Below are 25,435 nucleotides of genomic sequence, written 5' to 3' on the forward strand. Positions count from 1 at the left end.
GGATCACTCGACGCACCGTGGTCGAGGCCGTCGAACTACACTCACCCCGAACGCCAGTTCGGCGCCGGCATCGGTCAACACGGCTTCGACATCTTCCACCTCGGTACGCACGGTGTGGTCCGGCCGGTGTGGACCGGACAATCCGCGCCCACGCCGATCCGGCAGGTACACGGTGAAGTCGTCGGCCAGCGCCTGGGCCAGCAGCGTGTGGCTGCGGCTCGACTCCATGCTGCCGTGCACGAGGACGACCGCGGGACCGCGGCCGATCTTCCAGTACCCGATCCGGGTGCCGTCGCGGGATTCCACCGCGGCCTGCCTCAGTTCGAAAGTCATCATGGCTCGATCGTCACATATACTCTAGTTACATTGCAACTAGTATCCCTAACACGTAGGCTGGTCCGCATGCCCCCTCGCCGCTCCCCGCTCGCGCTCGCGATCCTCGGCCTGCTCGAGAACGGGCCGCTGCATCCGTACGGGATGCAGCGCCTGATCAAGCAGTGGGGCAAGGATCAGGTCGTCAACGTCGGCCAGCGCACCAGCCTGTACCGGATGATCGACCAGCTCGAGGACGGCGGGCTGATCGCGGTCGGCGCGACCGAGCGCGACGAGCGCTACCCCGAGCGGACGACGTACCACCTGACCGAGGATGGGCGGACCGCCTGCCGGCAGTGGCTCGAAGAGATGATCACGACGCCGCGCAACGAGTTCCCCGAGTTCCCGGCCGCGCTGTCGTTCGTGATGCTGCTGCCACCCGAGACCGCGGGCGAGCTGCTCGGAGAACGGCGGGAGCGGCTGACCCAACGGCTCGCCGACTACGACGCCGAGCTGGCCGCGGAGAACGACGGTACGCCGGTCCCCCGGTGGGCGTTGCTGGAGACCGAGTACCTGAAGGCGATCGCCGAGGCCGAGGTGCGCTGGATCGACTCGATTGTCGACGACCTACGAAAAGGCAGGCTGACCTGGAAACCCGGGCCGGCCAGACGGTGGTCGAGGTGTGGTGGGGGCGGATCGGGCAGGTCCGGGACGAGTTCACCGCTGACCTGGATCCGGTCGAGCGGCAGCGGCTGAAGGCCTACGTGCGGGCGGAGGACAAGGCGCGGTTCCTGTTGGGATGCACGATCGTACGGCGGGTGCTGGCGAGCCGACTGTCGTTGCCTCCAGCAAGCATCAGGCTGGAGCGGGCCTGTCCGGACTGCGGGAAGCCGCACGGCAAGGTGCGGTCCGACGGCATCGAGTTGTCGGTGACGCATTCCGGGAAGTTGGTCGGCGTTGCCGTCAGCGATCGTCCGGTGGGACTCGATGTGGAGAAGGTTGATCCGGGCCTCGATGTCGACGGCTTGGCCAGGCTGAGCTTGTCGGAGGCCGAGCTGGCTGCGCTCCCCCAGCATGACGGGCGGGCGCGCGCGTTCACGACGTACTGGACGCGCAAGGAGGCGGTCGTCAAGGCGACCGGAGTTGGTCTGCGAAGCGATCTACGAACCATCACCGGGCAGCCGGACGGTTTCCAGGTCATCGAGCTCGAGGTCGATCCCGGGTACGTGGCGGCTCTGGCGGTGGTGTCCGCCGAGCCGCTCGACGTGCGAACGAGGTCTGCTCAGGTCCTGATCTGACCCTCGCCGATGACGACGTACTTGGTCGACGTCATCTCCGGCAGGCCCATCGGGCCGCGGGCGTGGAGCTTCTGGGTGGAGATGCCGATCTCGGCGCCGAAGCCGAACTCGCCGCCGTCGGTGAAGCGGGTGCTGGCGTTGACCACCACCGCCGCCGAGTCGACCGCTGCGACGAACCGGCGAGCGTTGGCCTGCGAGCGGGTGATGATCGCGTCGGTGTGACCGGAGCTGTAGCGGCGGATGTGCTGCACCGCCGCCTCCAGCGAGTCCACCACAGCCGCGGACAGATCGAGCGAGTTGTACTCGGCCCCGAAATCGTCCTCGGTCGCCGCCACGACATCCTTGCCAGCGGCAACCACCGCCGGATCGCCGTGCACCGTCACGCCCGCCTCGGCCAGTGCCGGAAGCGCCCGCGCCAGGAAGTCCGACGCCACAGACGAGTGCACCAGCAAGGACTCGGCCGCGTTGCACACGCTCGGGCGCTGGGTCTTGGCGTTCAGCAGGATGGTCAGGGCGAGATCCAGATCCGCGTCGGCGTCCACATAGACGTGACAGTTGCCGACGCCTGTCTCGATCACCGGCACGGTCGACTCGCTCACCACGGTCTGGATCAGCCCGGCACCGCCGCGCGGGATCAGTACGTCGACCAGCCCGCGCGCCTGCATGAGCTCCTTGACCGCGGCCCGGTCCGTCGGCACGCCCTGCACCACGTCCGCCGGCAACCCGGCCGACACCGCGGCTTCCCGCAGTACGGCGACGATCGCCTCGTTGGACGCGGCGGCCGACGACGAACCGCGCAGCAGCACCGCGTTACCGGACTTCAGGCAGATGCCGGCCGCGTCGGCGGTCACGTTCGGGCGGGCCTCGTAGATGATCCCGACCACGCCGAACGGCACCCGGACCTGCCGAAGCTCCAGCCCGTTCGGCAGTGTGTAGCCGCGCACGACCTCACCGACCGGGTCGGTCAGCCCGGCGAGCTGCTCGAGCCCGGCGGCCATCGCGTCCACCCGGTCCGGGTTCAGCGCCAGGCGGTCGACGGTGGACTCCGGCGTACCGGCTTCCCGCGCGGCCGCCACGTCCTTGGCGTTCGCCGTGACGATCTGGTCCGTGTTCGCGCGCAACGCCGCCGCCATCGCGTGCAGCGCCGCGTCCTTGGTCGCCCGGGAGGCCTCCGCCAACGCGTACGACGCCTCTCGCGCCCGGCGGGCCAGCTCGATGATCTCGCTCACCCTCCCATCGTAGGCTGCTCCCCCGCCGGCCCGCGCGGCTGTCTCAAGCCACCCAGTAGGTGCGCGTGTTGGTGAACTCACGCAGCCCCTGAGCAGCCAGTTCACGGCCGTAACCACTCCGTTTCGTCCCACCGAAGGGCACCCGCGGATCCGAGGCCACGACCGCGTTGACGAAGGCGGCGCCCGAGGTGATCCGGCGCGCCAGCTCCACGCCCCGAGCGGGCTCCCCGGTCCAGATACTCAGCCCCAGCCCGTACTGCGTCGCACCGGCGAGCTCAGCCGCCTGCGCAGGATCCTGAGCCACCGCCACCGCGGCGACCGGACCGAACGTCTCCTCGTCGAACACCGGCATCCCCGGCACCGTCCCGGCCAGCACCGTCGGCTCGAAGAAGTACCCAGGCCCGTCGATACTCCCGCCACCCGTGACCAGCACAGCTCCAGCCGCGACCGACTCATCCACCTGCCGCTGAAGCGCGGCCCGCAGATCATCGCGAGCCAGCGGACCGACCGCGACCTCACGATCGGCCGGGTCGCCCACCGTCAGTTCTTTGACACCGACGACGAACCGGTCGAGGAACTCGTCGGCCACCGCCGCCTCGACGATGAACCGCTTCGCGCAGACGCAGCTCTGCCCGGAGTTCGTGAACCGAGCCCGCACCGCCGCCGCGGCAGCAGCCGCCACATCCGCATCGGCGAGTACGACGAACGCGTCCGAGCCCCCCAGCTCGAGCACGGACCGCTTCGACGCCCGCCCGGCCGCCGCTCCGACCGCAGCGCCCGCCCGATTGCTGCCGGTCAACGTGACCGCCGCGATCCGGTCGTCCGCGATCAACTGCTCGATAGTCGCCGGCACGTCCGGTTCATCCACCACCAGCGTGCGCACCAAATGCTCCGGGAACCCCGCCGCCCGGAACACCTGCTCGATCGCCAACGCGGACCCGGTCACGTTGGGCGAGTGCTTCAGCAACACTCCGTTGCCAGCGGCAAGCGTCGGTACGGCGAACCGCAGCACCTGCCAGACCGGGAAGTTCAACGGCATCACCGCGAGCACCACCCGATCGGCTCGTACGACACCCACGCCCGCACCCCGTCGATCGCCACCGGCTCGTCAGCGAGGATCGCGCCGCCGTTCGCCGCGTAGTGCTCAGCGGTGACAGCGGACTTCTCGATCTCCCCCTCGGCCTCGCGGATCGGCTTGCCCATCTCGGCCGTGATCAATGCGGCCAACTCGTCGGCAGAAGCCCGCAGCTCAGCAGCCAGCCGGGTCAACGCCGCCAGCCGCTCGCTGACAGACACAGAACCCCAGTCGGCGGCCGCCTGCGCGGCCTGGACGACGACCTGCTCGAGCTCGGCAGGAGTCATCGCCCGGTACGTCGCGAGCGTGCTTCCGGTGGCGGGATTGACGGTGGTGATCATCTGGCGCTCAACCCACCGCGGTCGTTCTCCGAGAGGTGCTCGAAGGTCTCGCCCGTTTCGGTCATCGTGCGGGTGACGTCGCGTCCGCCGTACACCCAGTAGATCCGCATCGGAGTGGTGCCGCGGTTGAGGAACCGGTGCGGTACGCCGGCCGGGACCCAGGTCGCGTCGCCCGCGACCAGGTCGAACTGCTCGCCGTCGATCTCGGCGACGGCGTCGCCTTCGAGGACGAGGACGGACTCCTCCACGTTGTGGCTGTGCAGCGGAAGCCCGGTGCCGGGAGCGAAAGCGGTCTGCCCGGTGGTGATGCGGTTGGTCTCGGAGTTCCAGCGGCCTACGTACGGCAGGGTGACGACACCGTTGCCCCGGTCGAACGGCTCGATCTCGCCGGGTCGGATCAACAAGCTCATCGGGACTCCTCAGCTGAGTGGTGGAAGAGGCGGTGGGCGAGCGTGTTGACCTGGCTGCCAGGTACGACGTGCTCGGCGACGGCTTCGCGCCAGACCTTGAAGTGCGGAGCGGCCCGATGCGTCTCGATGGCGGACTCGTCGGCGTACACCTCGTACAGCGTGAAGTGGTGGTCGTCGGCCTGGTCCTGGCTGACGTCGAAGTACAGGCAGCCCGGCTCGTCGGTGAACGACCGCTCGGCCTGGGTCCGGATCGCCTCGATGAAGGCGTCGAGGTGGCCGGGAACCACCTGGAGGGAAACGGTGAGGCTGATCATGCGGCGGGTTCCTCCGTTGGTGGCAGGTCGACCTCGGTCTCGGCAGCGAGCGTGACCAGGCTGGTCCAGGTGGTGGCGGTCAGGGTGACGCCGGTGGCGCTGTGCTCGGCGAGGGTCCGGTCCTCCAGCTCGCCCGGAACGAGGATCCGATCCGCCCAGGGGGCGGTCTCGGCCGATCGGGTGGCGTCGACCAACGCCTCGACGCGTTCGGCGTACGACGCGGGATCGGTGATCGCAGCCACGTCGATCGTGAGCAGCAAGTGCCCGGCCCCACTGACGGCGTCGGGCTGGTAGGGCCCGGCCACATCGGTGCCGAAGGCGCTTCCGGTCAGCACTCCCGCGAGTACGTCGAACATGAACGAGATCACGTAGCCCTTGGGGCCGGCCATCGGCAGGATCAGACCCTCGATCGCTTTGCGCGGATCGGTGGTCGGGTTGCCGTCGGCATCGGCGGCCCAGCCCGCGGGAATCTCTGTTCCCCGCTCCGCCGCGAGATAGACCTTGCCTCGGGCAACGGCCGTGTTGGCCAGGTCCATCACCACGGTCCCGTGCCGTCCGGCCGGCGCCGCGATCGACCACGGATTCGTCCCGATGCTCTTCTGCCGGCCGCCCCATGGCGCCATCGCCGGGCTGGCGTTCGTACAGAGGAAGGCGACACAGCCCTGGCCGGCCGCCTTGCGGGTGAAGTACGCCGCGGTGCCGAAGTGACCCGAGTTCCGTACGCCGATCGCACTGACGCCGTACTCGCGAGCCCGCTCGACGCCCAGCGAGATCGCCTGGTCGGTGATCACCTGGCCGATGCCGTTACCGCCGTCGAGCACGACGAGCGCGCCGGTGTCGCGGATGCGCTCGACTCTCGTGACACGCGTCATCGCGCCGCTGCGGAGGCGGGCGACGTACCAGGGCAGCCGGAGCATGCCGTGGGAGGCGTGGCCCCACAGTTCGGCGGTCACCAGGGTGTCGGCCAGGAGATGTGCGTCCGGCTCGGGGACGCCTTCGGCGCGCAGGACAGCCTCGGTGAACGAAAGCAGCGCCTCCGGGCGGGTCCGCTGGGCAGATGCCATCCGCTGCTCCGATCTGGCGGTTACGATGACTGCAGCTACGGAAGCATACTTGTATACAAGTACGCAAAAGGAGAGACCGGATGACGGACAAACTGCGGCGCGCCTCCGGCGGCCAGGTCGTGTACGCCGAGCTGAAGCGGCAGATCCTGTCGCTCGAGCTGCCGCCGGGCCGGCGCTTGTTCGAGCCCGAGCTCGCCCAGCAGTTCCAGGTGAGCCGTACGCCGCTGCGTGAGGCACTCCGCCTCCTGCTCGCGGAGGACCTGGTCGACCAGTTGCCCACCGGCGGGATGGTGGTGCGGTCGCTGTCGGCCGAGGAGATCGACGAGCTCTACACCGTCCGGGCGGCGCTGGAGGGGTTGATGGCCGCTGAGGCGGCAGAGCGGATGACCGATGCGGCGGCGGAGTCGCTCACCCGGCTGGTGGCGCGGAACGAGCGGCTGGTCGAGTTCGCCGAGGACGCGATGAACGCCGGGCACGACTTCCACCTGGAGATCGCCGAGATCGCCGCACACGGCTGGGCGGCCAGGCTGCATCAGCAGGTCGATGGTCAGATGGCGCGATACCGCGCGTTCACGAACCAGTCACAGCTGCGCCGGTCGGCCGCGCTCGAAGAGCATCGCGGCATCCTCGACGCGTTGATCACTCGCGACGCCGCCCGCGCCCGCCAGCTCGCCGAGGCCCACGTCCTCACCGCTCGCGACACCGCCCTCGCCGCGATCGGTGAGCGGCTGCCTACCGCTTGAGCAGGCGGTAACGACGCTCCGGCCGGCCGGCGACGCCGTACCGCGGCCGCATCTCCGCGCGACCGATCGTGACCAGGTGTTCGAGATAGCGCCGCGTGCTGCTGCGGGACAGCCCGGTCACGGCTGCACAGTCGCTCGCGGACATCCCGTCCTCCGGCGCATCCCCGAGCGCCTGGACCACGAGATCTGTCGTCTCCGGGCTGATCCCCTTGGGCGCGGTAGCGGGCCCGCGGCTCCCCTGCGCGCGGAACACTCGGTCGACCTCCGCCTGGTCGATATCGGTCAGGCGTTGCAGCTCGGCCCGGTGCTCGGCGTACTCCGTCAGCTTGCTGCGAAGCGACTCGATCTCGAACGGTTTGACCAGGTACTGGAACACGCCTCCGCGCAACGCCGTACGCACACTGTCGAGATCCCGCGCCGCGCTGATGACGATCACGTCGACCGGGTAGTCGGCCGACGACTCGCGGAACCGCCGCAGTACCTCCAGGCCACTCATGTCGGGCAGATGGATGTCGAGCAGGACCAGGTCCGGCCGCAGCGAGCGGACGGCGGCGAGCGCCTCGGAACCGTTGCGCGCAGCACCGACCACCTCGAACCCGGGCTGCCGGGACACAACACTCGAGTGCAGCCGCGCCACCATGAAGTCGTCGTCGACGACGAGCACCTGGATCATGTCCGCAGCACCGGAGCGAGCATCGGCAGGGTCGCCACGAACACGGCCCCCGCGTCGTTGTGCACGGTGACATCGCCCCCACGCTTGCGGCAGATCACGCGCACCAGCGCGAGTCCGATCCCGTGCTCGCCGGACTCGCTGTGCTTCGTGCTGAAACCGCGCGCGAAGACCCGATGCTGCATCGCGCTGTCGACGCCCGGCCCGGAGTCCCGGACCTGAATCCGGACGGCGCCCTCGCGCTCGAGGACCTCGACGGACACGAAGGGATCGGGGGCTCCCGCGGCGGCGTCGAGCGCATTGTCGACCAGGTTGCCGAGCACGGTCGAGACGTCGGTCGCCAGGCGCTCGTCCAGGCGCGGGAGCAGGCTGCCCGGCTCGATCACGAAGACCACCCCACGCTCGGCCGCCTGTGAAGACTTGGCGATCAGGAGCGCGGCGACGGCCGGATCCGCCACCCGGGCGGTGACGCCCGCGGTCAGCTCGGTCTGGTCGGCGGCCACCTGCTGGATGTAGCGCAGTACTTCGTCGTACTCACCGAGCTCGACCAGCCCGCTGACGATGTGCATCCGGTTGCTGAACTCGTGTGCCTGGGCACGCAACGTGTCCGTGGTGTTGCGGGTCAGGTCGAGCTCACGCTGCAACTCGAGCAGTTCAGTCCGGTCGCGGAAGGTCGCGACCCACCCGATCTGCCGTCCATGGCTGCGAACCGGCATCCGGCTCAGGGTGAGCACGCGGCCGTGCAGCGGCAGGATCTGGTCGGTGGTCGGATCGGGCCTGTCGAAGATCTCCACCAGCCGTCCGGTGTCGTCCACCTCCCCCAGCGCCCGCCCGGCCGAAGCCAGCGGGATGCCCAGAAGGTGGGCCGCCTGGTCGTTGACCATGGTGATCCGCCGGTGCATGTCGACCGCGAGCACGCCTTCCTTGATCCCGTGCAGCAGGGCCTCCCGCTGCTCCACCAGCCCGGTGATCTCGCGCGGCTCCAGGCCAAGCGTCTGGCGTTTCACGGTTCTTGCCAACAGCAACGAGCCGAGTACGCCGAGTAGGCTGGCGATGCCGAGATAGGTCAGCAGGTTGGGTAACGCCGCCCGCAGGTTGGCCAGCAGCGACGGGTACTGCCGGCCCACGGCCACCACCCCGTCGGTCTCCCGGGTGTCCAGGTTGATGATCGGCGCCATCGCGAGCGCGGCGCCGGTCTTCTCGTCCTGGCCCATCCAGCCCCGGCCGAGGAACGCGTCGGTCGCCTGGACCCGGACCACGGATTTCGCCGGCAAGGGGTCCGTCGAGGCGATGATGCGCCGGTCCCGGATGGCGATCACGACGTACGTCGACCCCGACCAGGTGCGTCCGGACTCGATCAGGGACTGGGCCTGGCCGAGGTGCTCGCCGCGCTTTCCTTTCATCGCGTCCGCGGCTGCTATCTGGACGCCGGACGTCGCGGCCAGTCGCTCGGCGACGTCGCGGGCCCGCTTGCCCTCGGTCTCGTGGAAGCGCGCATTGGACTGGGCCAGTGAGACCGCGGCGACACCGACCAGGACAACCAGCACGATCAGCAGCTGCATGGCCAGCATCCGGCCGGCCAGCGTCCAGCGACGCCGGCCCAGGAACGCTGGCCACCTCGGTTTCACGGCTCGATTGTGCTCGGGCGGGCCGGATCGCGCCATCTTTGGCGTGAGCACAATGAACACAACGGACATTGCGTTCGCAACGGTGACACCCGCACCGGGCGCACGGCACGCTGGCGGCGACCACCACCGCAAGCAAGGAGACCGCCGTGAAAGCACGGACGTGGTTCACCAGCATCACCGCCGTCCTGGCCCTCACCGCCGCGGCCACCGGCTGTGGCGTCAGCGCCGACGACAACGCCGGCGGCGGCACCGACAGCGGCCCGGTGAAGGGCCTGCGCATCCTGGTGCCGAACTCCCCCGGCAGCGGTTACGACACCACCGCCCGCGCCGCCGCGAAGGCGATGCAGGACGCCAAGCTGACCGACACCGTCGAGGTGTTCAACACCGCGGGAGCCGGCGGCACCGTTGGCCTGCAGCGACTGGTGAACGAGAAGGGCAAGGAAGACATCCTGATGCAGATGGGGCTCGGCGTCGTCGGGGCTGTCTACACCAACAAGTCGAAGGCCACCCTGCAGGACACCGTCCCGATCGCCAAGCTGATCGAGGAGGCCGAGGCGATCGTCGTACCGAAGGGCTCGCCGTACACCAGCCTGGACCAGTTGATCGCGGCCTGGAAGGCCGATCCGGGCAAGGTGCCTGTCGGCGGCGCCTCGAACCCGGGCGGGCCGGACCACCTGACCCCGATGCTGCTGGCGAAGGCGGTCGGCGTCGAGCCGAAGAGCGTCAACTACGTGGCGTACGACGGCGGCGGCGAGCTGCTGACCGCGGTCCTGGGCAAGAAGGTCGCGTTCGCGGCGACCGGCGTCGGCGAGGTCGCCGAGCAGGCCAAGACCGGTGACGTGAAGATCCTCGCGGTGACCAGTGACAAGCCGGTGGAAGGGATCGACGCGCCGACGCTGAAGAGCCTCAACGTCGACCTGGTCTTCACCAACTGGCGTGGCATCGTCGCCCCGCCCGAACTGCCCGACGCGAAGAAGCAGCAGTACATCGACCTGCTCACCAAGATGCACGACTCCGAGCAGTGGAAGAAGACGCTGGCCGACCAGGGCTGGACCGACGCGTTCCAGACCGGTGACGAGTTCAAGTCGTTCCTGAACACGGAGAACGACCGGGTCGCAGGCGTTCTGCGGGAACTGGGTCTCGTGGCCTGATGAGCACCCCGTCCACCGGCGCGAAGCAGGGTCGCTCCGAGCTCGGAGTGGCCCTCCTGCTCCTGGTCCTCGGCGGCTGGGCCGTGGTCGACGCGTTGCGGATCCCGGAGCTTCAGAGGCGGGGGCCGGTCGACGCGAAGACGATCCCGCTGGCCGTCGGCGGGCTGCTGGTCCTGACCGCCGTACTGCTGGCGATCGACGTCCTGCGGGGCGGACGTGGCGAGCAGGAGGCCGGCGAGGACGTCGACCTCGGTCACGGCAGTGACTGGAAGACGCTCGGCCTGCTGGCCGCGACGTTCCTGGCCAACATCCTGCTGATCGACCGGCTCGGCTGGCCGGTGTCGGGCGCGATCCTGTTCTTCGGCACCTCTTTCGCCCTGGGCAGCCGGCACCTGATCCGCAACGCGATCATCTCGATCGCGTTGTCGGTCGGCACCTGGTACCTGTTCAACCTCGCGCTGGGCATCGCCCTGCCGGTCGGCATTCTCAAGGGAATCCTCTGATGGACGCGTTCTCCGAACTGCTGAACGGATTCGCCACCGCGGCCCATCCGACCAACCTGATGTACGCCTTCCTCGGCGTGCTGCTCGGTACGGCGATCGGCGTACTGCCCGGCATCGGCCCGGCGATGACCATCGCCCTGCTGCTGCCGTTGACGTACTCGCTGGAGCCGACCCAGGCCTTCATCATGTTCGCCGGTATCTACTACGGCGGCATGTACGGCGGCTCGACCACGTCGATCCTGCTGAACACCCCCGGTGAGAGCGCCTCGGTGATCACGGCGATCGAAGGCAACAAGATGGCCCGAAGAGGCCGGGCCGCCGCGGCGCTGGCGACGGCGGCGATCGGATCGTTCGTGGCCGGCACGATCGGCACGCTCGCCCTGGCCCTGCTCGCCCCCGCGGTGGTCAAGCTGGCCATCAAGATGGGCGCGCCGGACTACCTCGCGGTGATGGTGCTGGCGTTCATCGCTGTCACCACGGTGCTCGGCTCGTCGAAGGTCCGCGGCCTGGCTGCCCTCGCGATCGGGCTGCTGGTCGGACTGGTCGGGATCGACCCGACCTCGGGACAGCAACGGCTCACGCTGGGCATCCCGGAACTTGCCGACGGCATCGATGTTGTCGTGGTCGCGGTCGGCCTGTTCGCGGTCGGCGAGGCGTTGTGGATCGCCGCCCACCTGCGCCGTACCCCGGCCGAGATCATCCCGGTCGGCGCAGCCCGGATGGACCGGGACGACTGGCGCCGGTCCTGGAAGCCCTGGTTGCGCGGCACCGCGATCGGCTTCCCGTTCGGTGCGGTCCCGGCCGGCGGGGCCGAGATCCCGACGTTCCTCTCGTACGTCACCGAGAAGAGGCTGAGCAAGCACCCCGAGGAGTTCGGCAAGGGTGCGATCGAGGGCGTCGCCGGTCCCGAGGCGACGAACAACGCGTCGGCCGCGGGCGGTCTGGTTCCCCTGCTCACGTTGGGGATCCCGACCACCGCGACCGCCGCGGTGATGCTCGGCGCCTTCCAGGGGTACGGCATCCAGCCCGGCCCGCGGTTGCTGCAGACACAACCGGAGCTGGTCTGGGGACTCATCGCCAGCCTGTTCATCGGCAACGCCATCCTGCTCGCGCTGAACCTGCCGCTGGCTCCGATGTGGGCCAAGCTGCTGCGGATCCCCCGGCCGTACCTGTACGCCGGCATCCTGTTCTTCGCCAGCATCGGCGCGTACGCCGCGAACCTGTCCACCTTCGACCTGTGGCTGCTGCTCGTCTTCGGCGGGCTCGGCTTCGCGATGCGCCGCTACGGTCTGCCAGTGGTGCCGGCGATCATCGGCATCATCCTCGGCCCGACCGCCGAAGAGCAGATGCGGCGCGCCCTGCAGATCAGCGACGGCGAGGTCAGCGGCCTCTACAACACCTGGTTCTCCAAGGCTGTGTACCTCGTGATCCTGCTGCTGCTGGTGGTTCCGCCACTCGTCGGCTGGATCCGCAACCGCCGTACGCCGAAGCAGACCGACGTACTCCAGCACTCCGAGAAGACAGGAGACTGATCGTGGCGATCATCGTCGGCTACGTACCGACCCCCGAAGGCGTCGCGGCGCTGGAGGGCGCGATCGAGGAAGCAAAGCTCCGTGAGCAGCGGCTGGTGGTGGTGAACTCCAGCCGCGGCGAGGCCCTGGTCGACAAGCGGTTCGCCAGTCACGACCAGTGGGACTCGGTAGAGCATCGCCTGGCCGACTCCGGGGTCGAGCACGAGCTCAAGCAACTTGTGGACGGCAAGGACGCCGCCGACCAGATCCTCAACCTGGCGCACGAGATCAACGCGGAACTGATCGTCATCGGCCTCCGCCGCCGCACCCCGGTCGGCAAACTCCTGATGGGCAGCCAGGCTCAAACCATCCTGCTCCAGGCCGAGTGCCCGGTCCTGGCGGTCAAGCCGTAGCTCTCCGACGAAGGCGAGGCAGCCGGGCGACCGCATGAGACAGCGGTACGACGGCTGCCAACGCCACCTTCTTCACAGCAGGACCAGGTCGTCGCGGTGGACGACTTCGCGTTCGTACGCCGATCCCAGTTCGCGTGCGAGGTCGCGGGTCGAACGCCCTAGCAGGTCAGGCAGTTCGGCGGCGTCGTAGTTCACCAGACCGCGCGCGATCACGACACCCGCGGGCGAGACCAGGTCGACCGGGTCGCCGGCCGAGAAGGTGCCTTCGACGGCCGAGATCCCGGCCGGCAAGAGCGACGTACGGCGTTCTGTCACCGCCCGGACCGCGCCTTCGTCCAAGCAGAGCCGGCCTTGGCCTGAGGTGGCGTGGGCGAGCCAGAGCAGACGGGTCTTACGGCGTCGGCCGGTGGGATGGAAGAGGGTGCCGACCGGCAGACCCTTCAGAGCTTCGCCGACGCGGGCAGCCGATGTGAGGACGACCGGAATCCCTGCCTCGGTGGCGATCGCGGCCGCTTCCACCTTCGTCTGCATACCGCCCGTGCCCACCCCCGACGAGCCGGTCCGGCCGATCCGCAGCGGTTCGAGATCCTTGGGTCCACGCACCTCGGCGACCATCGACGTACCGGGCTTGCGCGGATCCCCGTTGTACAAGCCGTCGACATCCGACAGCAGAAGCAGCAGATCGGCGTGCACCAGATGACTCGTCAGCGCGGCCAGCCGGTCGTTGTCGCCGAAGCGGATCTCGGTGGTGGCGACCGTGTCGTTCTCGTTGACGATCGGTACGACGCCCAGCTCGAGCAACCGGGCGAACGTCCGGTACGCGTTGCGGTAATGGCTTCGCCGGGTCACGTCGTCGACGGTGAGCAGCACCTGGCCGACGCGCAGACCGTGTGCCGCGAACGCGTCGCTGTAGCGGGCCATCAGCAGGCCCTGCCCGACCGACGCGGCCGCCTGCTGCGTGGCCAGGTCGCGCGGTCGCGAGCGCAGGCCCATCGGAGCCAGGCCGGCCGCGATCGCACCGGAGGACACCAGCACGACCTCGGTGCCCTCGACTCGGCGCGCCGCAACGGCGTCAACGAGCAACCGGAGCCGCTCCAGGTCGATCTTGCCGCGCTGGGTCAGCGACGACGAGCCGACCTTCACCACGATCCGCGAGGCCTTGACGACCTCCCCGCGAGGTTTCATTCAGGTTCAACCGTTCTGGTCGAGTTCCTTCTGAGCCTCGAGCTCCCGCGCCTCCTTGCGCGCCAGCTTCTCGGCCTTCTCTGCAGCTCGTTTCGCCTCGGCCGGGGACAGGTCCACCTCGTCCTCGACCCAGCCCTGCTTGTACTCGGAACGATCCGTCGAGGCCCGCTGGAGGTGGTACTCGGCGTCCTTCTGCTTGCGCCGCTGCGCCGCCGGACGCGGCTCCTCCAGCCGGTGATCCTCACCACGCCGGGCCAGGATCTCCGCACCGGCCTGGACCTCGGGCGCGAAGTCGAACACGATCGCGTTCGGCCCGTCGCCGATGACGACCGCGTCGCCCTCGACCGCGCCCCGCTCCAGCAGCTCCTTCTCGACGCCGAGCCGGTTCAGCCGGTCGGCCAGGTAGCCGGTCGCCTCCGCGTTGGCGAAGTCGGTCTGCTTGACCCAGCGCTCGGGCTTCTCCCCCTGCACCAGCCAGCCACCGTCGTCCGGCAGCTTCTTCACCTTGAACTCGGGTCCGCCCTGCACCTGCGGCCGGATCACGATCCGCGTGGTGTCCGGCTTCTCCGCCTCCGCCCGCCGCTGTGCGACCAGGTCGGCCATGGCGAACTTCAACGCCTCGAGACCTTCGTGTGAGGCGGTCGAGATCGGGAACACCCGCAGCCCGCGCTGCCCCAGCTCGGCCTGCACCATCTCGGCGATCTCCCGGGCGTCCGGTACGTCGATCTTGTTCAGGGCAACCAGCCGCGGCCGGTCCTCGAGTCCGCCGTGCGCCTGGAGCTCGGCCTCGATCGTGTCCAGGTCGCTGAGCGGATCGCGCCCCGGCTCGTACGTCGCACAGTCGATCACGTGCACGAGCGCCGCACACCGCTCGACGTGCCGCAGGAAGTCGTGCCCCAGCCCGCGCCCCTCACTCGCACCCTCGATCAGCCCCGGTACGTCGGCCACCGTGAAGGTGGTGTCACCCGCGACGACGACGCCGAGGTTCGGGATCAAGGTGGTGAACGGGTAGTCGGCGATCTTCGGCCGGGCCCGGCTGATCGACGCGACCAGCGAGGACTTGCCCGCGCTGGGGAACCCGACCAGGCCGATGTCGGCGACGACCTTGAGCTCGAGGACGAGGGTGCGCTCCTCGCCGTCCTCACCGAGCAGTGCGAAGCCGGGGGCCTTGCGCGCGTTGCTGGCCAGCGCGGCGTTCCCGAGCCCGCCCTTGCCGCCTTGGGCCGCGACGAACTCCGCGCCCGGTCCGACCAGGTCCGCGAGCACTTCGCCGTCCGGCGTACTCACGACTGTGCCGTCGGGGACGGGCAGGATGACGTCGGCGCCGTTGCCGCCGGCCTGGTGGTCACCCTTGCCCTGGGCACCGTTCGTGGCGGCGCGGTGGCTGGACCGGTGGTAGTCGACGAGCGTGGTCACATCGGGGTCGACGCGCAGGATCACGCTGCCGCCGTCACCGCCGTTGCCGCCGTCCGGGCCGCCGAGCGGCTTGAACTTCTCCCGGTGCACCGAGGCGCAGCCGTTTCCGCCGCGGCCGGCGGTGACGTGCACCGTGACCCGGTCGACAAAGCTGGGGATCGCCATCGGTGGTGCCTGCTTCCTGTTCACGTCCCTCGCACCGAGCAGCGCGAGCGGCGGGTTCATGTTTTGTTCACGTCCCCTCGCACCGAGCGGAGCGAGGGGCAGATTCTTGTGTTGTTCACGTCCCCCGCACCGAGCGGAGCGAGGGGCGGGTTCTTGTGTTGTTCACGTCCCCCCCGCACCGAGCGGAGCGAGGGGCGGGGTTCTTGTCTTGTCTTACATAGCGGAAGGGCGGGTACGCGGTATTCCGCGACCCGCCCTTCTCAGAGCTTGAAATACGTCCGGGTGGCGGTGTTACTCCGCCGGGACCGGGACGATGTTGACGACGCGGCGACCGCGCCGGGTGCCGAACTCCACGTGGCCCTCGGCCAGCGCGAACAGGGTGTCGTCGCCACCACGGCCGACCAGGTTGCCCGGGTGGAAGTGGGTGCCACGCTGCCGGACGATGATCTCGCCGGCGTTGACCAGCTGGCCGCCGTACCGCTTCACGCCGAGCCGCTGCGCGTTGGAGTCGCGACCGTTACGGGTCGACGCCGCTCCCTTTTTGTGTGCCATGTCTTGATCAGCTCACTTCTTCTTCGCGTCGATCGCGGTGACCTTGACCTGGGTGTAGTGCTGACGGTGCCCCTGGCGCTTGCGGTAACCGGTCTTGTTCTTGTACTTGAGGATGTTGATCTTGGGGCCCTTGGTGCGGCCCAGAACCTCGGCCGACACAGCCACCTCGGCCAGCGCGGCGGCGTCGGTCGTCACGGTGTCGCCATCGACGACGAGGACTGCGGGCAGCGAAACCGTGTCGCCGACCTGGTCCGTCAGGCTGTCGATCTCGATGACATCGCCGACGGCGACCTTCTGCTGGGTGCCGCCACTGCGCACGATCGCGTACACCGTGGATCTCACTCTCTGCTGGTTCGGAAGTTCTTACGGGGGCCTGCACAGACCTGCTAGCGGCCCACACAAACATGGCACGCGGAACGCGCGCCGAAGCTCAAGTTTACGGGTCCCCTCACAGACGGGTCAAACCGGGTCGCCTGCGTGGGGACACGCTCATCAACTGCCGGTCGTGACGAGCTCCGGGGCGTCCTTCGGGCTCTCACCCGCGTCACCCTCGGTAGCTGCCTTGCTCCGGCTCCGGCTACTGCGCCGCCGCCTGGTGCTGCCGCTCTTGGCGGCACCGTTCCGCGCCGCCTCCGCGGGCTCCCCGGAGTCGGTGTCGGTGGCGACGGTCGTCGTGGCCGAGTCCGCGGGGGCCGGGAAGCCGGTGGCCTCCGGACTGACCTGCTCGTCGGCCTCGGCGGCGACCGGGTAGCCCGTCGGCTCGGGCGTACCGGCCACCTCCGCGGTCACAGACGCGTCGGTCGTCCCGGCCTCTTCGGCTTTCTTGGCCGAAGCGGCAGCGATCTGGGCCAGGCGCTGGGCGGCGTCGCCGCTGGGCTGCAACGTCTCCGGCTCGGCGGCCTCCTCGTCGGCGCGGCCCTTGCCGCGACGGCGGCGGGAGCTCTTCCGCCCACCGTCCTCGGCCTGTGCGGCAGGCTTCTGGTCCTGGCCGCCGCGGCTGTCGCGCCGGCGGGACTCCTTCGGCTCGTCGTGCAGGATCAGGCCGCGACCGCCGCAGTGGTCGCAGTTCTCGCTGAACGCCTCGAGCAGGCCGGTGCCGATCCGCTTCCGGGTCATCTGGACCAGGCCGAGCGAGGTGACCTCGGCCACCTGGTGCTTGGTCCGGTCCCGGCCCAGGCACTCGACCAGCCGGCGCAGCACCAGGTCGCGGTTCGACTCCAGCACCATGTCGATGAAGTCGATCACGATGATGCCGCCGATGTCGCGGAGCCGGAGCTGCCGGACGATCTCCTCGGCCGCCTCCAGGTTGTTCTTGGTGACGGTCTCCTCGAGGTTGCCGCCGGAGCCGGTGAACTTGCCGGTGTTCACGTCGACGACCGTCATCGCCTCGGTCCGGTCGATGATCAGCGACCCGCCGGACGGCAGCCAGACCTTGCGGTCCATCGCCTTCTTGATCTGCTCGTCGATCCGGAAGTTGGCGAAGACGTCACCGTCGGCGGTCCACTTCTCCACCCGGTCCGCGAGGTGCGGAGCGACGTCCGAGACGTACTCCCGGACCTGCTCGTAGGCGTCGCCACCGGAGATCACCAGCTTGGTGAAGTCCTCGGTGAACAGGTCGCGCACGACCCGGATCAGCAGGTCCGGCTCGCCGTGCAGCAGTTGCGGAGACTGGCCGTTCTTCGACTTCTTGTCGATGTCGGTCCAGTACTTCTGCAGCCGGCTGACGTCGGCGGTCAGCTCCTCCTCCGACGCGCCCTCGGCCGCGGTCCGCACGATCACGCCGGCCTCGTCCGGGACGATGTCCTTCAGGATGCCCTTCAGGCGGCTCCGCTCGGTGTCGGGCAGCTTGCGGCTGATCCCGCCGTTGCCGCCGCGCGGGACGTAGACGACGTACCGTCCGGGCAGGCTGATCTGGTTGGTCAGCCGGGCGCCCTTGTGGCCGATCGGGTCCTTGGTCACCTGGACCAGCACCGACTGGCCGGACTTCAGCACCTGCTCGATCTTGCGCGGGCCGTTGGCCCCGCCGAGGGTGGCCCAGTCGACCTCACCGGCGTACAGGACCGCGTTGCGGCCCTTGCCGATGTCGATGAACGCGGCCTCCATGCTGGGCAGCACGTTCTGCACCCGGCCGAGATACACGTTGCCGATCAGCGAGACCTGCTCCTCCTGGGCGACGTAGTGCTCGACCAGGACGTTGTCCTCGGAGACGGCAATCTGGGTCAGGTCGCCGCTGGCGCGGATCACCATGGTCCGCTCGACCGACTCGCGCCGGGCCAGGAACTCGGCCTCGGTCACGATCGGCGCCCGGCGGCGGCCGGCCGCGCGGCCCTCGCGGCGGCGCTGCTTCTTCGCCTCCAGCCGGGTCGAGCCCTCGACCGCGGTGATCTCGTTCGCGGTGTTCTTGCTACGCGGCTCCCGGACCCGGACCACGGTCTCGTCCGGGTCGTCGGGCGCCGTGCCGTTGTCCTCGCCCTTGCGGCGACGGCGACGGCGGCGGCGCCGGGTCGAACTGCCCGAGCCCTCGCCGTCCTCGTCGGTTTCGGCCGAGGCGTCCTGCTCGTCGTCGGAGCCGGACTCGGCGTCCTGCTCCTGCTCGTCGTCGTCCGCGCTCTCGTCGGAGCTGTCCTCGGCGCCGTCGGCGTCACCGGACTTGCGGCGGCGACGGCCACCGCGGCGACGGCGGCGACGGCGGGTGCCATCGCCCTCCTCGCCCTCGTCAGAGCGGTCGGCTTCGGCCTCGGTCTCGTCCTCTTCGGTGGCCTCGGCGGCGGCCGCGGCCGCCTCCAGGACCGGCTCGGCGCGCTCGGCGGCGACCTCTTCGGTGTCGCGGGTACGACGGCTCCGGCGGCGGCGCGTGCTGGTCGGCTGCTCGTCGGCCCCCGGCTCGGCAGTCTCCTCGGCAACCGTGGGCGTGGCCTCGACCGGGCTGGTCGCCGCGGCCTGCGCGGGAGCCTGAGCCGGCACGTCGACCGGAGCCTGGAACAGCACCGGGGCGGCGACCGGGGCCCGCCGCCTGGTCCGACGCTGCGGCGCCTCGTCAGCCTCCGGCGCGGTCGTTTCGCTGCCGGTCTGCGCGGTGTCACCGGTGACCGGGGCGGCGCCGTCACCCGCCTGGATGACTCCGTCAGCACGGGCGGCCGACGCCTCCGCGTCGCCGCGTGCGGCCTTCGCGCCACGTCCGCGGGTCCGGGTGCGCCGGGAGCTGGAGGTGGTCTCGGCCTGCTCGGCGGTCGTCGACTCGGCGTCGGCGACCGGCCCGTCGGTGACCGGCGTGTCGGCGCTGAGGAGGTCGGCCTGCGGGTCGGCGGCCGCCTTCTTCGCCGTGCGCTTGCGGGTGGTCTTCTTCGCGGGCGCCGGGGCGCTCTCGACGACCGGACCGCCATCGGCTGGGGTCTCGGCGGTCTCAGCCGCGGCGTCGGCCTCGGTGAGCTCCGGGAACGTGTCCTGGGCCGCGGCCTTCTTCGCGGTGCGCTTGGCCGGCGTCTTCTTCGCGGCAGTGGTCTTGGCGGCCGCCTTCTTCGCGGCGGCCTTCTTGGCGGTCTTCTTCACCGGCGCCGGGTCCGCGGTCTGGTCGTCGGACTGGGTCGGAACGGCGTCGGTGGGGACGGTGTCACCGGCAGCGGCGGCCTTCTTGGCGGTGCGCTTGCGGGTGGTGGTCGTCTTCTTGGCAGCGGCCTTCTTCGCGGTCTTGCGAGTGGTGGTCTGCTGGTCGGTTGCAGCCGTTTCGGCTGCCTCGGTAGTCGGCTCGTTGTCGAGCATGTGGCGCGGTCTCCTCAAGCCCTGCGGCGCATCCTGCGACCCCCTGTCACGGGGTCCGGCGCAGCCACCTGGCGGTCACGGTTCGCCTCGCCCGGCGTCGGTGCCGGCGCGGCGGAAGCCTGCTGGATCCGCTCCGCCCGCGCTCAGGGCTCGGAGGGAGCGGCGGCGTCGCCCTCCGCTGGATGCGTCTGGTGGGGATCCGCCTGGCCGGTCGCGGTCGCCTGGGTGGCGTCGCGGTCACGAGCGAGCGGGTCGTCCACCGTGCCGGAGGCCGCGATGAGCGGGCCCTGGGCGAGCCTGGTCAGAAGAGCCGGGCCCGTCACCGGGAGCGTCGCTACTTCGAGCACTCCGGCGAGAACGTCGTCGGGTCTCACGGCCGGGGTTCCGTGCCGTAACACCACTTGCAGTATCGCACACGTCCCAACCGACCCCGGTTCGTGTGCGACGGTGAGTCGCAGAACGGCGTCCCGACAGTCGAACGAGCGAAGTCCCCGTTTGGTCATGCGCTCGACCAGAATTTCGTCCCGGGCCAGGAATGCCTCCACCGCGGCGGACGCGGCGGCCGCTTCGACGCCTGGCAACGCGATCAGCCACTCGCTCGCCTCCAGCCGGTCGGCCAGCGACCCCGGCCCGGCGACGACCACCTCCAGCACGTCCAGCCCGGCCGGCAGCGCCTCGTCCAGGGCGGCCCGGACCTGCTCGGCATCCCGCTCCTGTGTGAGCGAAATCTCCAAGTACTCCGCCTCCGACGCGGCTCCGGTCGGCGCGGCACCGGCGTACGAGATCTTCGGGTGGGGGCTGAAGCCGTGCGAGAACGCGACCGGCAGCTCGGCCCGGCGGACGGCGCGCTCGAACGCCCGCTGGAAGTCCCGGTGTGAGGTGAATCGCAGCCGCCCCCGCTTGGCGAACCGGACCCGCAGTTTCTGGACCGCGGGAAGTTGCTGCGACGGCGGAGCTTGAACAGGTGCCACACCGGCATTGTGTCAGGCCGAATCCCGGCAAGCGGTTGCCGCCGTACTTACGGCTGGGCGGCGGACTTGCCGGTGAGGTAGAGGGCCCAGGCGAGGAGCCCGAAGGCGGCGGTGTCGAGGACGACGCGGATCCCGTTGAAGGTGCGCCAGCGGGCCTCGTCGAAGGCGGCGCGAGCCTGGGCGACGTCGATGGCGTCCGGGTCGCCGGCCGCCTTGAGCGCGTCGTTGCGCGGGACGTTCACGGCGATGGTGATGATGACCGTGATCAGGTTGAGCAGGAACGCGACCGCGATCCACAGCAGCGAGTCCTCCCGCAGGCTGAGCAGACCGGCGGCCAGCGTGAGCACCAGCGAGCCGAGAAATCCGAGTCCGAGGAACAACGGATTGACGATCGCACGGTCGACCGCCTGGAACGCGCCGACGAACGTCTTGTCGTCCGTCGTCGCGAGACCGGGCATGAAGGCGTTCCAGTAGGTCGCGTACACGCCCGCCATCAGCCCGGTCGTCATCGTGGCAGCCAGCAACACCACCACCCGCAGTCCGTTCACCTCGGTCCTCCTAGAGTTTCGCGCACTGGCCGGACCGGGGGCCTGTAACGTGGTTGGGCGCCTGCAGGTTGACCGGTGCCGGCACGTTACCCGAGCAGCTCAGCGGCCCGTCGACGGTGTTCCCGGCCAGTACGGCGGCCTCCGTCGTACGCGACCCGGTCACGGAAACCGGGCCGTCGACCGTGGTCCCGACCGCGACCACGGTGCGAGTCACTCTGTTGGCGCTCACCGGGCCGTCGACCGTGCTCCGGAGTAAGTGCAGGTCGGCCGCACCGTCCGCGCGGAGCGGACCTGTCACATGACTGTCGGTCGCCACCACCGACGCGCCGGCACCGACCAGGACCGGGCCCTGGATGGTGGCACCGACCAGGCAGGTCACTCCGGACCGCACGTACAGCGGCCCGGCCCGGACGCCGGTCACGGTCGCCGTACAGTCCGGGGCCGGGCGCAGCAACGTGACGGCGAACCGGCGCGGGGTCCCGATGTTGCCGGCGGCGTCGATAGCGCGGTACTCGACCAGATGCCGGCCGTACCCGGACGGTACGTCGTCCCACGGCACCACCCGCGGCACTCCGAGCTTGCCGTAGACGAGCTGGTCGATCTCGGTCCCCTCGGCGGTGAACCTGAACGGCGCCGAGGCGTCAGTCGGCCAGCCGAAGTAGTTGAACCAGCCGTCCCCGTTCACCCTGAACTCCGGCACGACGTACCCGGCGCTGTCGTCCGTGGCCGCCAGCCCCATCGTGAACGCGTCGTTGTAGATGTACTCCGGCCCGGTCGGCTTGTGCACCGTCAGCAGCGGCTTCGACAGCGTCGACGTCACCACCGGCTCGACCCCGTCAACCGCCCAGGTCAGCGTCTCGCCACCCGCGCCAGCCGTTAGCGTGTGCCGACCGGTCAGCCTCAACGGCTCGAGGTCGAAGTCCCGGTCATTTCCCGGGTTCGCGACCGGTTTGCCGTCCACCCGCCACTCGATCGGCGGTTGGGACGTGCCGGATTGCGTCGTCTCGGCGTACACCACCTCATCGGCACTCACGGGATGCTCGGTCGAGGTCGACCCGGTGAATGCCACCGGCTCCGCCCCAGGCTCCGCGGCCAGCGCGGTGTTGACGGTCCACGAGCGGGAGGCAGTCGGCCGTACGGCGGGATCCCGGATGAACGGTGTCGGATCGACGATCTTCGCGGTCAGCGTGTGCAGGCCGGGCGTCAGGTCGAGGGTCGACAGGTCGACGGCACGGCGATTCGCGGCCGGGAGCGTCGTACCGTCCAGGGTCCAGGTGACGTCGAGTTCGTGGCTGACCGGGTGCAGTGTCTGCAGCCAGACGACCTGGTCAGCGGCCACTTGGCCCGCCGGCGTACTGCCCTGGAACAGGTTGACCCGGGAAGAGATGCGCTGAGTCATCCGCTCCCGCGACACCTGGTCGAAGTAGTAGCCGAGGGTCTTCATCATCGAGTGCCGACTCGGTCGCCAGACACCTGATCCGGCGTACAGGCCGGCTTCGTACCGGCCGATGGTGTCGCCGGACTCGGACGGCTCACCGAGCCAGCGGAACCACTTCTTCTGCTGGTCCCGCATTTGCTGCTCGGTCAGCAAAGTGTGGTGGATCGAGGACGGTTCGGTCCCTTGGTACGGCGCTCCGCGCTCGCCGCGGGCGTAGTAGTCGTACTCGTCCTGCAGGCCACCGAGCGAGTGGCCGAGCTCGTGCGGGGTGATCAGTGCCGACAAGGCGTTCCCACCGGAGGCGGTCGCGTAGGTCCCGCCGGCGCCGCCGTACGTGTCACTGTTGCCTATGGCAAGGATCTGGCGATTGGCGGCGGTCGTCCCGGCGACGAGGTCGGCGTACTGGGCGGCAGCGGTCGAGCTCACGGTGAGCAGGCGCTGGACGCTGTTCGGGTTGCAGCCGCCCCAGAACCCCATCTGCAGCGGGGTGTCGACCTTCGGGGAGGTCAGGTTCGGGTCACAGTCGACGCCACTGTGCGGTGACGGGATCTCGATCGCATAGACGTTGAGGTAGTTCCGGTACGACTTGAACGGCTCGATGCTCCAGAGCACGTTCAGGTGCTTGTCGACCTGTTCGCGGAAGGTGGGCAGCTCGGCCGCGGTGTACCCGTCCCCCATCACGACCAGGTTGAAGCGCGACTCCGCGGGGCCGGTCACCTGGAGCGGGACCACCTTGGCGACGGCTTCCGTCGTACTCGCTCCAGCTGCGACGGGCAGGCCGGCGAACACTGCCGCGACCACTCCGAGCACTGCCGTCAGTCCTCTTGTCCGCACAAGACCTCCCCAGTCGGGCGACACTGGCGTGAGCAGCTTACGAAGGCCGGCCGACCCCTGTCAGGAGTTCACGCGTGGCGGCAGGTACGGCGATCCGGGCGGACGTGCGGCATCATGAGCACTCGGGGAACTGTGAGGAAAGGACATCGATGACGGAACCGGCGCAGTCGCCGCGGCCCGAACCGGACCGGGTGCCACCGGCGGATGACGCCGGAGACGGCGATGGCAAGGGCATCTACTGGGTGCTGAAGAACGTGCTGATCGGTCCACCGGTCAAGCGCATCTTCCGGCCGAACGTGGTCGGCGCCGAGAACGTCCCCGAGCACGGCCCGGCGATCATCGCCAGCAACCACCTGTCGTACGCCGACTGGATCTTCATGCCGCTGGTGCTGCGCCGCCGGGTGACCTTCGTGGCGAAGTCCGACTACTTCACCGGCGCCGGGATCAAGGGCCGGTTCCAGCGCGGTTTCTTCAAGGGCACGGGCCAGGTGCCGATCGACCGGTCCGGCGGATCGGCGTCCGAGGGCGCGATGCGGGCCGGGATGAAGGTGCTGGAGCGCGGCGAGCTGTTCGGCATCTACCCCGAGGGAACCCGCTCGCACGACGGCCGGCTCTACAAGGGCCGGACCGGTGTCGCCCGCCTCGCGCTGGAGGCGAAGGTCCCGGTCATCCCGTGCGGGGTGATCGGCACCGACACGGTCGCGCCGCCCGGCAAGATCGTCGCGTCGGTGGCCTCCCCGACGATCAAGTTCGGTGAGCCGCTGGACTTCTCCCGGTACGAGGGGATGGAGGGCGACCGGCTGATCCTGCGGGCCGTCACCGACGAGATCATGTACAAGATCATGGAGCTGTCCGGCCAGGAGTACATCGACATGTACGCCACCAAGGCCAAGGCGCTGGAGGGCCGCGCGGTCACCGGCGCACCGAAGAAGGTCCGCAAGACGGACACCTGATCCGGTTCGTGAGATCGCGGGGGTCTACCCTGGGAGATCGTGGACGGACCGATCGCTTACCAGGGTGAGCCAGGCGCCAACTCGGCGATGGCGTGCACCGACATGTACCCGGACCGCGAGCAGCTGCCCTGTACGACGTTCGAGGACGCGCTCGAGGCGGTCAGCAGCGGCCGCGCCGGGCTGGCGATGATCCCGGTCGACAACTCGATCGCCGGCCGGGTGGCCGACATCCACCACCTGCTGCCGGAGTCCGGGCTGCACATCGTCGGCGAGTACTTCCTGCCGATCCACTTCCAGCTGCTGGCCGTCCCGGGTACGTCGATCGACCGGATCCGGACCGTTCGCAGTCACGTCCACGCCCTCGGGCAGTGCCGCAAGATCATCCGTGAGCACGGGTGGACGACCGTCGTCGCCGACGACACGGCCGGCTCTGCCCGCGAGGTCGCCGAGCTGGCCGACCCCACCGTCGCGTCGCTGTCCCCGCGAGCCGCCGCCGAACTGTACGGGCTGGAGACGCTGGCGAGCGACGTCGAGGACGAGCACCACAACACCACCCGCTTCCTGGTGCTGTCGCGCGAACCCGACGTGCCGCCGGTCGGCTCCGGCCCGGTCATCACCAGCTTCGTGTACCGCGTCCGCAACGTGTCGGCCGCGCTCTACAAGGCGCTCGGCGGTTTCGCCACCAACGGCGTCAACATGACCAAGCTGGAGTCGTACCAGCTCGGCGGCATGTTCTTCGCCACCCAGTTCTACGCCGATATCGAAGGCCACCCGGAGGAGCCGAACGTCGCCCTGGCCCTGGAGGAGCTCGCCTTCTTCTCGGTCGAGGTCCGCCTGCTCGGCGTCTACCCCGCCCACCCCTTCCGCGCCCAGATCGCCGAACCGGCCGCCAACCGGGCATTACGCCCGCACCACTAAGGCGTTCCGGCCTGCCTGACCGCGGAGAATTCAG

At 69.7% G+C, this 25,435-nt stretch carries 24 protein-coding genes and 1 pseudogene; 9 read left to right on the top strand and 16 right to left on the bottom strand.

What is annotated here, in order from left to right:
- Positions 1-3 precede the first annotated feature (3 nt).
- Positions 4-336 (bottom strand): alpha/beta hydrolase, encoded by a 333-nt coding sequence (locus AB0F43_RS04990; RefSeq protein ID WP_360470764.1) that lies wholly within the window; start codon positions 334-336, stop codon positions 4-6.
- 66 nt (positions 337-402) lie between these two features.
- On the opposite strand from AB0F43_RS04990, the gene AB0F43_RS04995 reads away from it, so the two are divergent.
- Both AB0F43_RS04995 and AB0F43_RS05000 read left to right on the top strand, forming a co-directional pair.
- The gene (locus AB0F43_RS04995) at positions 403-1,068 is read left to right on the top strand and encodes a PadR family transcriptional regulator (RefSeq protein WP_360470766.1); all 666 of its coding nucleotides are present in this window, start codon (positions 403-405) and stop codon (positions 1,066-1,068) included.
- The gene (locus tag AB0F43_RS05000; RefSeq protein WP_360470768.1) at positions 993-1,610 is read left to right on the top strand and encodes a 4'-phosphopantetheinyl transferase superfamily protein; all 618 of its coding nucleotides are present in this window, start codon (positions 993-995) and stop codon (positions 1,608-1,610) included. Before AB0F43_RS04995 ends, AB0F43_RS05000 begins: the two co-directional genes overlap by 76 nt.
- Here the strand turns inward: AB0F43_RS05000 and AB0F43_RS05005 are convergent.
- The 5 genes and pseudogenes from AB0F43_RS05005 to AB0F43_RS05025 all read right to left on the bottom strand — a co-directional run bounded on the left by AB0F43_RS05005 (position 1,595) and on the right by AB0F43_RS05025 (position 6,043).
- A complete protein-coding gene (locus tag AB0F43_RS05005) occupies positions 1,595-2,839 on the bottom strand; it encodes a glutamate-5-semialdehyde dehydrogenase (RefSeq protein ID WP_360470770.1) in 1,245 nt (414 codons plus the stop codon). The genes AB0F43_RS05000 and AB0F43_RS05005 overlap by 16 nt on opposite strands.
- A gap of 43 nt (positions 2,840-2,882) precedes the next feature.
- A pseudogene (locus tag AB0F43_RS05010) lies at positions 2,883-4,255 on the bottom strand (aldehyde dehydrogenase family protein).
- Positions 4,252-4,665, bottom strand: a complete 414-nt coding sequence (locus AB0F43_RS05015) for a cupin domain-containing protein (protein WP_360470772.1) — start codon at positions 4,663-4,665, stop codon at positions 4,252-4,254. The pseudogene AB0F43_RS05010 and the gene AB0F43_RS05015 overlap by 4 nt, the downstream one beginning before the upstream one ends.
- Positions 4,662-4,979 carry a putative quinol monooxygenase gene (locus tag AB0F43_RS05020; protein WP_360470775.1) on the bottom strand — a complete coding sequence of 106 codons (318 nt, stop codon included), beginning with the start codon at positions 4,977-4,979 and terminating at the stop codon, positions 4,662-4,664. Before AB0F43_RS05020 ends, AB0F43_RS05015 begins: the two co-directional genes overlap by 4 nt.
- Positions 4,976-6,043: an Ldh family oxidoreductase gene (locus tag AB0F43_RS05025; RefSeq protein ID WP_360470778.1), complete on the bottom strand. Its 1,068-nt coding sequence runs from the start codon at positions 6,041-6,043 to the stop codon at positions 4,976-4,978. The genes AB0F43_RS05020 and AB0F43_RS05025 overlap by 4 nt, the downstream gene beginning before the upstream one ends.
- A gap of 80 nt (positions 6,044-6,123) precedes the next feature.
- Here AB0F43_RS05025 and AB0F43_RS05030 point away from each other — a divergent pair, with 80 nt between their 5' ends.
- Positions 6,124-6,786, top strand: a complete 663-nt coding sequence (locus AB0F43_RS05030) for a GntR family transcriptional regulator (RefSeq protein WP_360470780.1) — start codon at positions 6,124-6,126, stop codon at positions 6,784-6,786.
- Here AB0F43_RS05030 and AB0F43_RS05035 read toward each other — a convergent pair.
- Together AB0F43_RS05035 and AB0F43_RS05040 are read right to left on the bottom strand one after the other, a co-directional pair.
- Positions 6,776-7,459, bottom strand: a complete 684-nt coding sequence (locus AB0F43_RS05035) for a response regulator (RefSeq protein ID WP_360470782.1) — start codon at positions 7,457-7,459, stop codon at positions 6,776-6,778. The two genes, AB0F43_RS05030 and AB0F43_RS05035, sit on opposite strands and share 11 nt — an antisense overlap.
- Positions 7,456-9,084: an ATP-binding protein gene (locus tag AB0F43_RS05040; protein WP_360470785.1), complete on the bottom strand. Its 1,629-nt coding sequence runs from the start codon at positions 9,082-9,084 to the stop codon at positions 7,456-7,458. Before AB0F43_RS05040 ends, AB0F43_RS05035 begins: the two co-directional genes overlap by 4 nt.
- Before the next feature lie 146 nt (positions 9,085-9,230).
- Here AB0F43_RS05040 and AB0F43_RS05045 point away from each other — a divergent pair, with 146 nt between their 5' ends.
- The 4 genes from AB0F43_RS05045 to AB0F43_RS05060 are packed head-to-tail and all read left to right on the top strand — an operon-like array spanning position 9,231 to position 12,662.
- Positions 9,231-10,235 carry a tripartite tricarboxylate transporter substrate binding protein gene (locus AB0F43_RS05045; protein WP_360470788.1) on the top strand — a complete coding sequence of 335 codons (1,005 nt, stop codon included), beginning with the start codon at positions 9,231-9,233 and terminating at the stop codon, positions 10,233-10,235.
- Positions 10,235-10,738: a tripartite tricarboxylate transporter TctB family protein gene (locus AB0F43_RS05050; protein WP_360470790.1), complete on the top strand. Its 504-nt coding sequence runs from the start codon at positions 10,235-10,237 to the stop codon at positions 10,736-10,738. The genes AB0F43_RS05045 and AB0F43_RS05050 overlap by 1 nt, the downstream gene beginning before the upstream one ends.
- Positions 10,738-12,270, top strand: coding sequence for a tripartite tricarboxylate transporter permease (locus AB0F43_RS05055; protein ID WP_360470793.1), 1,533 nt, complete (start codon positions 10,738-10,740; stop codon positions 12,268-12,270). Before AB0F43_RS05050 ends, AB0F43_RS05055 begins: the two co-directional genes overlap by 1 nt.
- Positions 12,271-12,272: 2 nt before the next feature.
- Positions 12,273-12,662, top strand: a complete 390-nt coding sequence (locus AB0F43_RS05060) for a universal stress protein (RefSeq protein WP_360470796.1) — start codon at positions 12,273-12,275, stop codon at positions 12,660-12,662.
- Positions 12,663-12,734: 72 nt separating this feature from the next.
- Here the strand turns inward: AB0F43_RS05060 and proB are convergent, their stop codons facing one another.
- The 8 genes from proB to AB0F43_RS05100 all read right to left on the bottom strand — a co-directional run bounded on the left by proB (position 12,735) and on the right by AB0F43_RS05100 (position 23,530).
- Positions 12,735-13,847: a glutamate 5-kinase gene (gene proB, locus AB0F43_RS05065; protein ID WP_360470799.1), complete on the bottom strand. Its 1,113-nt coding sequence runs from the start codon at positions 13,845-13,847 to the stop codon at positions 12,735-12,737.
- Between the two features lie 6 nt (positions 13,848-13,853).
- Positions 13,854-15,428, bottom strand: a complete 1,575-nt coding sequence (gene obgE / locus AB0F43_RS05070) for a GTPase ObgE (protein WP_360473018.1) — start codon at positions 15,426-15,428, stop codon at positions 13,854-13,856.
- A 291-nt stretch (positions 15,429-15,719) separates the two neighbouring features.
- A complete protein-coding gene (gene rpmA / locus AB0F43_RS05075; RefSeq protein ID WP_132207493.1) occupies positions 15,720-15,980 on the bottom strand; it encodes a 50S ribosomal protein L27 in 261 nt (86 codons plus the stop codon).
- A 12-nt stretch (positions 15,981-15,992) separates the two neighbouring features.
- Positions 15,993-16,310 carry a 50S ribosomal protein L21 gene (rplU, locus tag AB0F43_RS05080; protein ID WP_360473020.1) on the bottom strand — a complete coding sequence of 106 codons (318 nt, stop codon included), beginning with the start codon at positions 16,308-16,310 and terminating at the stop codon, positions 15,993-15,995.
- 162 nt (positions 16,311-16,472) lie between these two features.
- The gene (locus AB0F43_RS05085; RefSeq protein ID WP_360470803.1) at positions 16,473-19,739 is read right to left on the bottom strand and encodes an Rne/Rng family ribonuclease; all 3,267 of its coding nucleotides are present in this window, start codon (positions 19,737-19,739) and stop codon (positions 16,473-16,475) included.
- Between the two features lie 143 nt (positions 19,740-19,882).
- Positions 19,883-20,710 carry a TIGR03936 family radical SAM-associated protein gene (locus tag AB0F43_RS05090; RefSeq protein ID WP_360470806.1) on the bottom strand — a complete coding sequence of 276 codons (828 nt, stop codon included), beginning with the start codon at positions 20,708-20,710 and terminating at the stop codon, positions 19,883-19,885.
- Between the two features lie 47 nt (positions 20,711-20,757).
- Complete coding sequence (locus AB0F43_RS05095) at positions 20,758-21,258, bottom strand: anthrone oxygenase family protein (protein WP_360470809.1); 501 nt, start codon at positions 21,256-21,258, stop codon at positions 20,758-20,760.
- A gap of 10 nt (positions 21,259-21,268) precedes the next feature.
- Positions 21,269-23,530 (bottom strand): M64 family metallopeptidase, encoded by a 2,262-nt coding sequence (locus AB0F43_RS05100; RefSeq protein WP_360470811.1) that lies wholly within the window; start codon positions 23,528-23,530, stop codon positions 21,269-21,271.
- A 149-nt stretch (positions 23,531-23,679) separates the two neighbouring features.
- Between AB0F43_RS05100 and AB0F43_RS05105 the strand changes: the two genes are divergently transcribed.
- Together AB0F43_RS05105 and AB0F43_RS05110 are read left to right on the top strand one after the other, a co-directional pair.
- Entirely contained in the window at positions 23,680-24,483 is an 804-nt protein-coding gene (locus AB0F43_RS05105) for a lysophospholipid acyltransferase family protein (RefSeq protein WP_360470814.1), read from the top strand.
- A 39-nt stretch (positions 24,484-24,522) separates the two neighbouring features.
- Positions 24,523-25,401: a prephenate dehydratase gene (locus AB0F43_RS05110; protein ID WP_360470817.1), complete on the top strand. Its 879-nt coding sequence runs from the start codon at positions 24,523-24,525 to the stop codon at positions 25,399-25,401.
- Positions 25,402-25,435: the final 34 nt, after the last annotated feature.

Origin of the sequence: Kribbella sp. NPDC023972, from assembly GCF_040639075.1 — a bacterium.
GTDB lineage: Bacteria > Actinomycetota > Actinomycetes > Propionibacteriales > Kribbellaceae > Kribbella.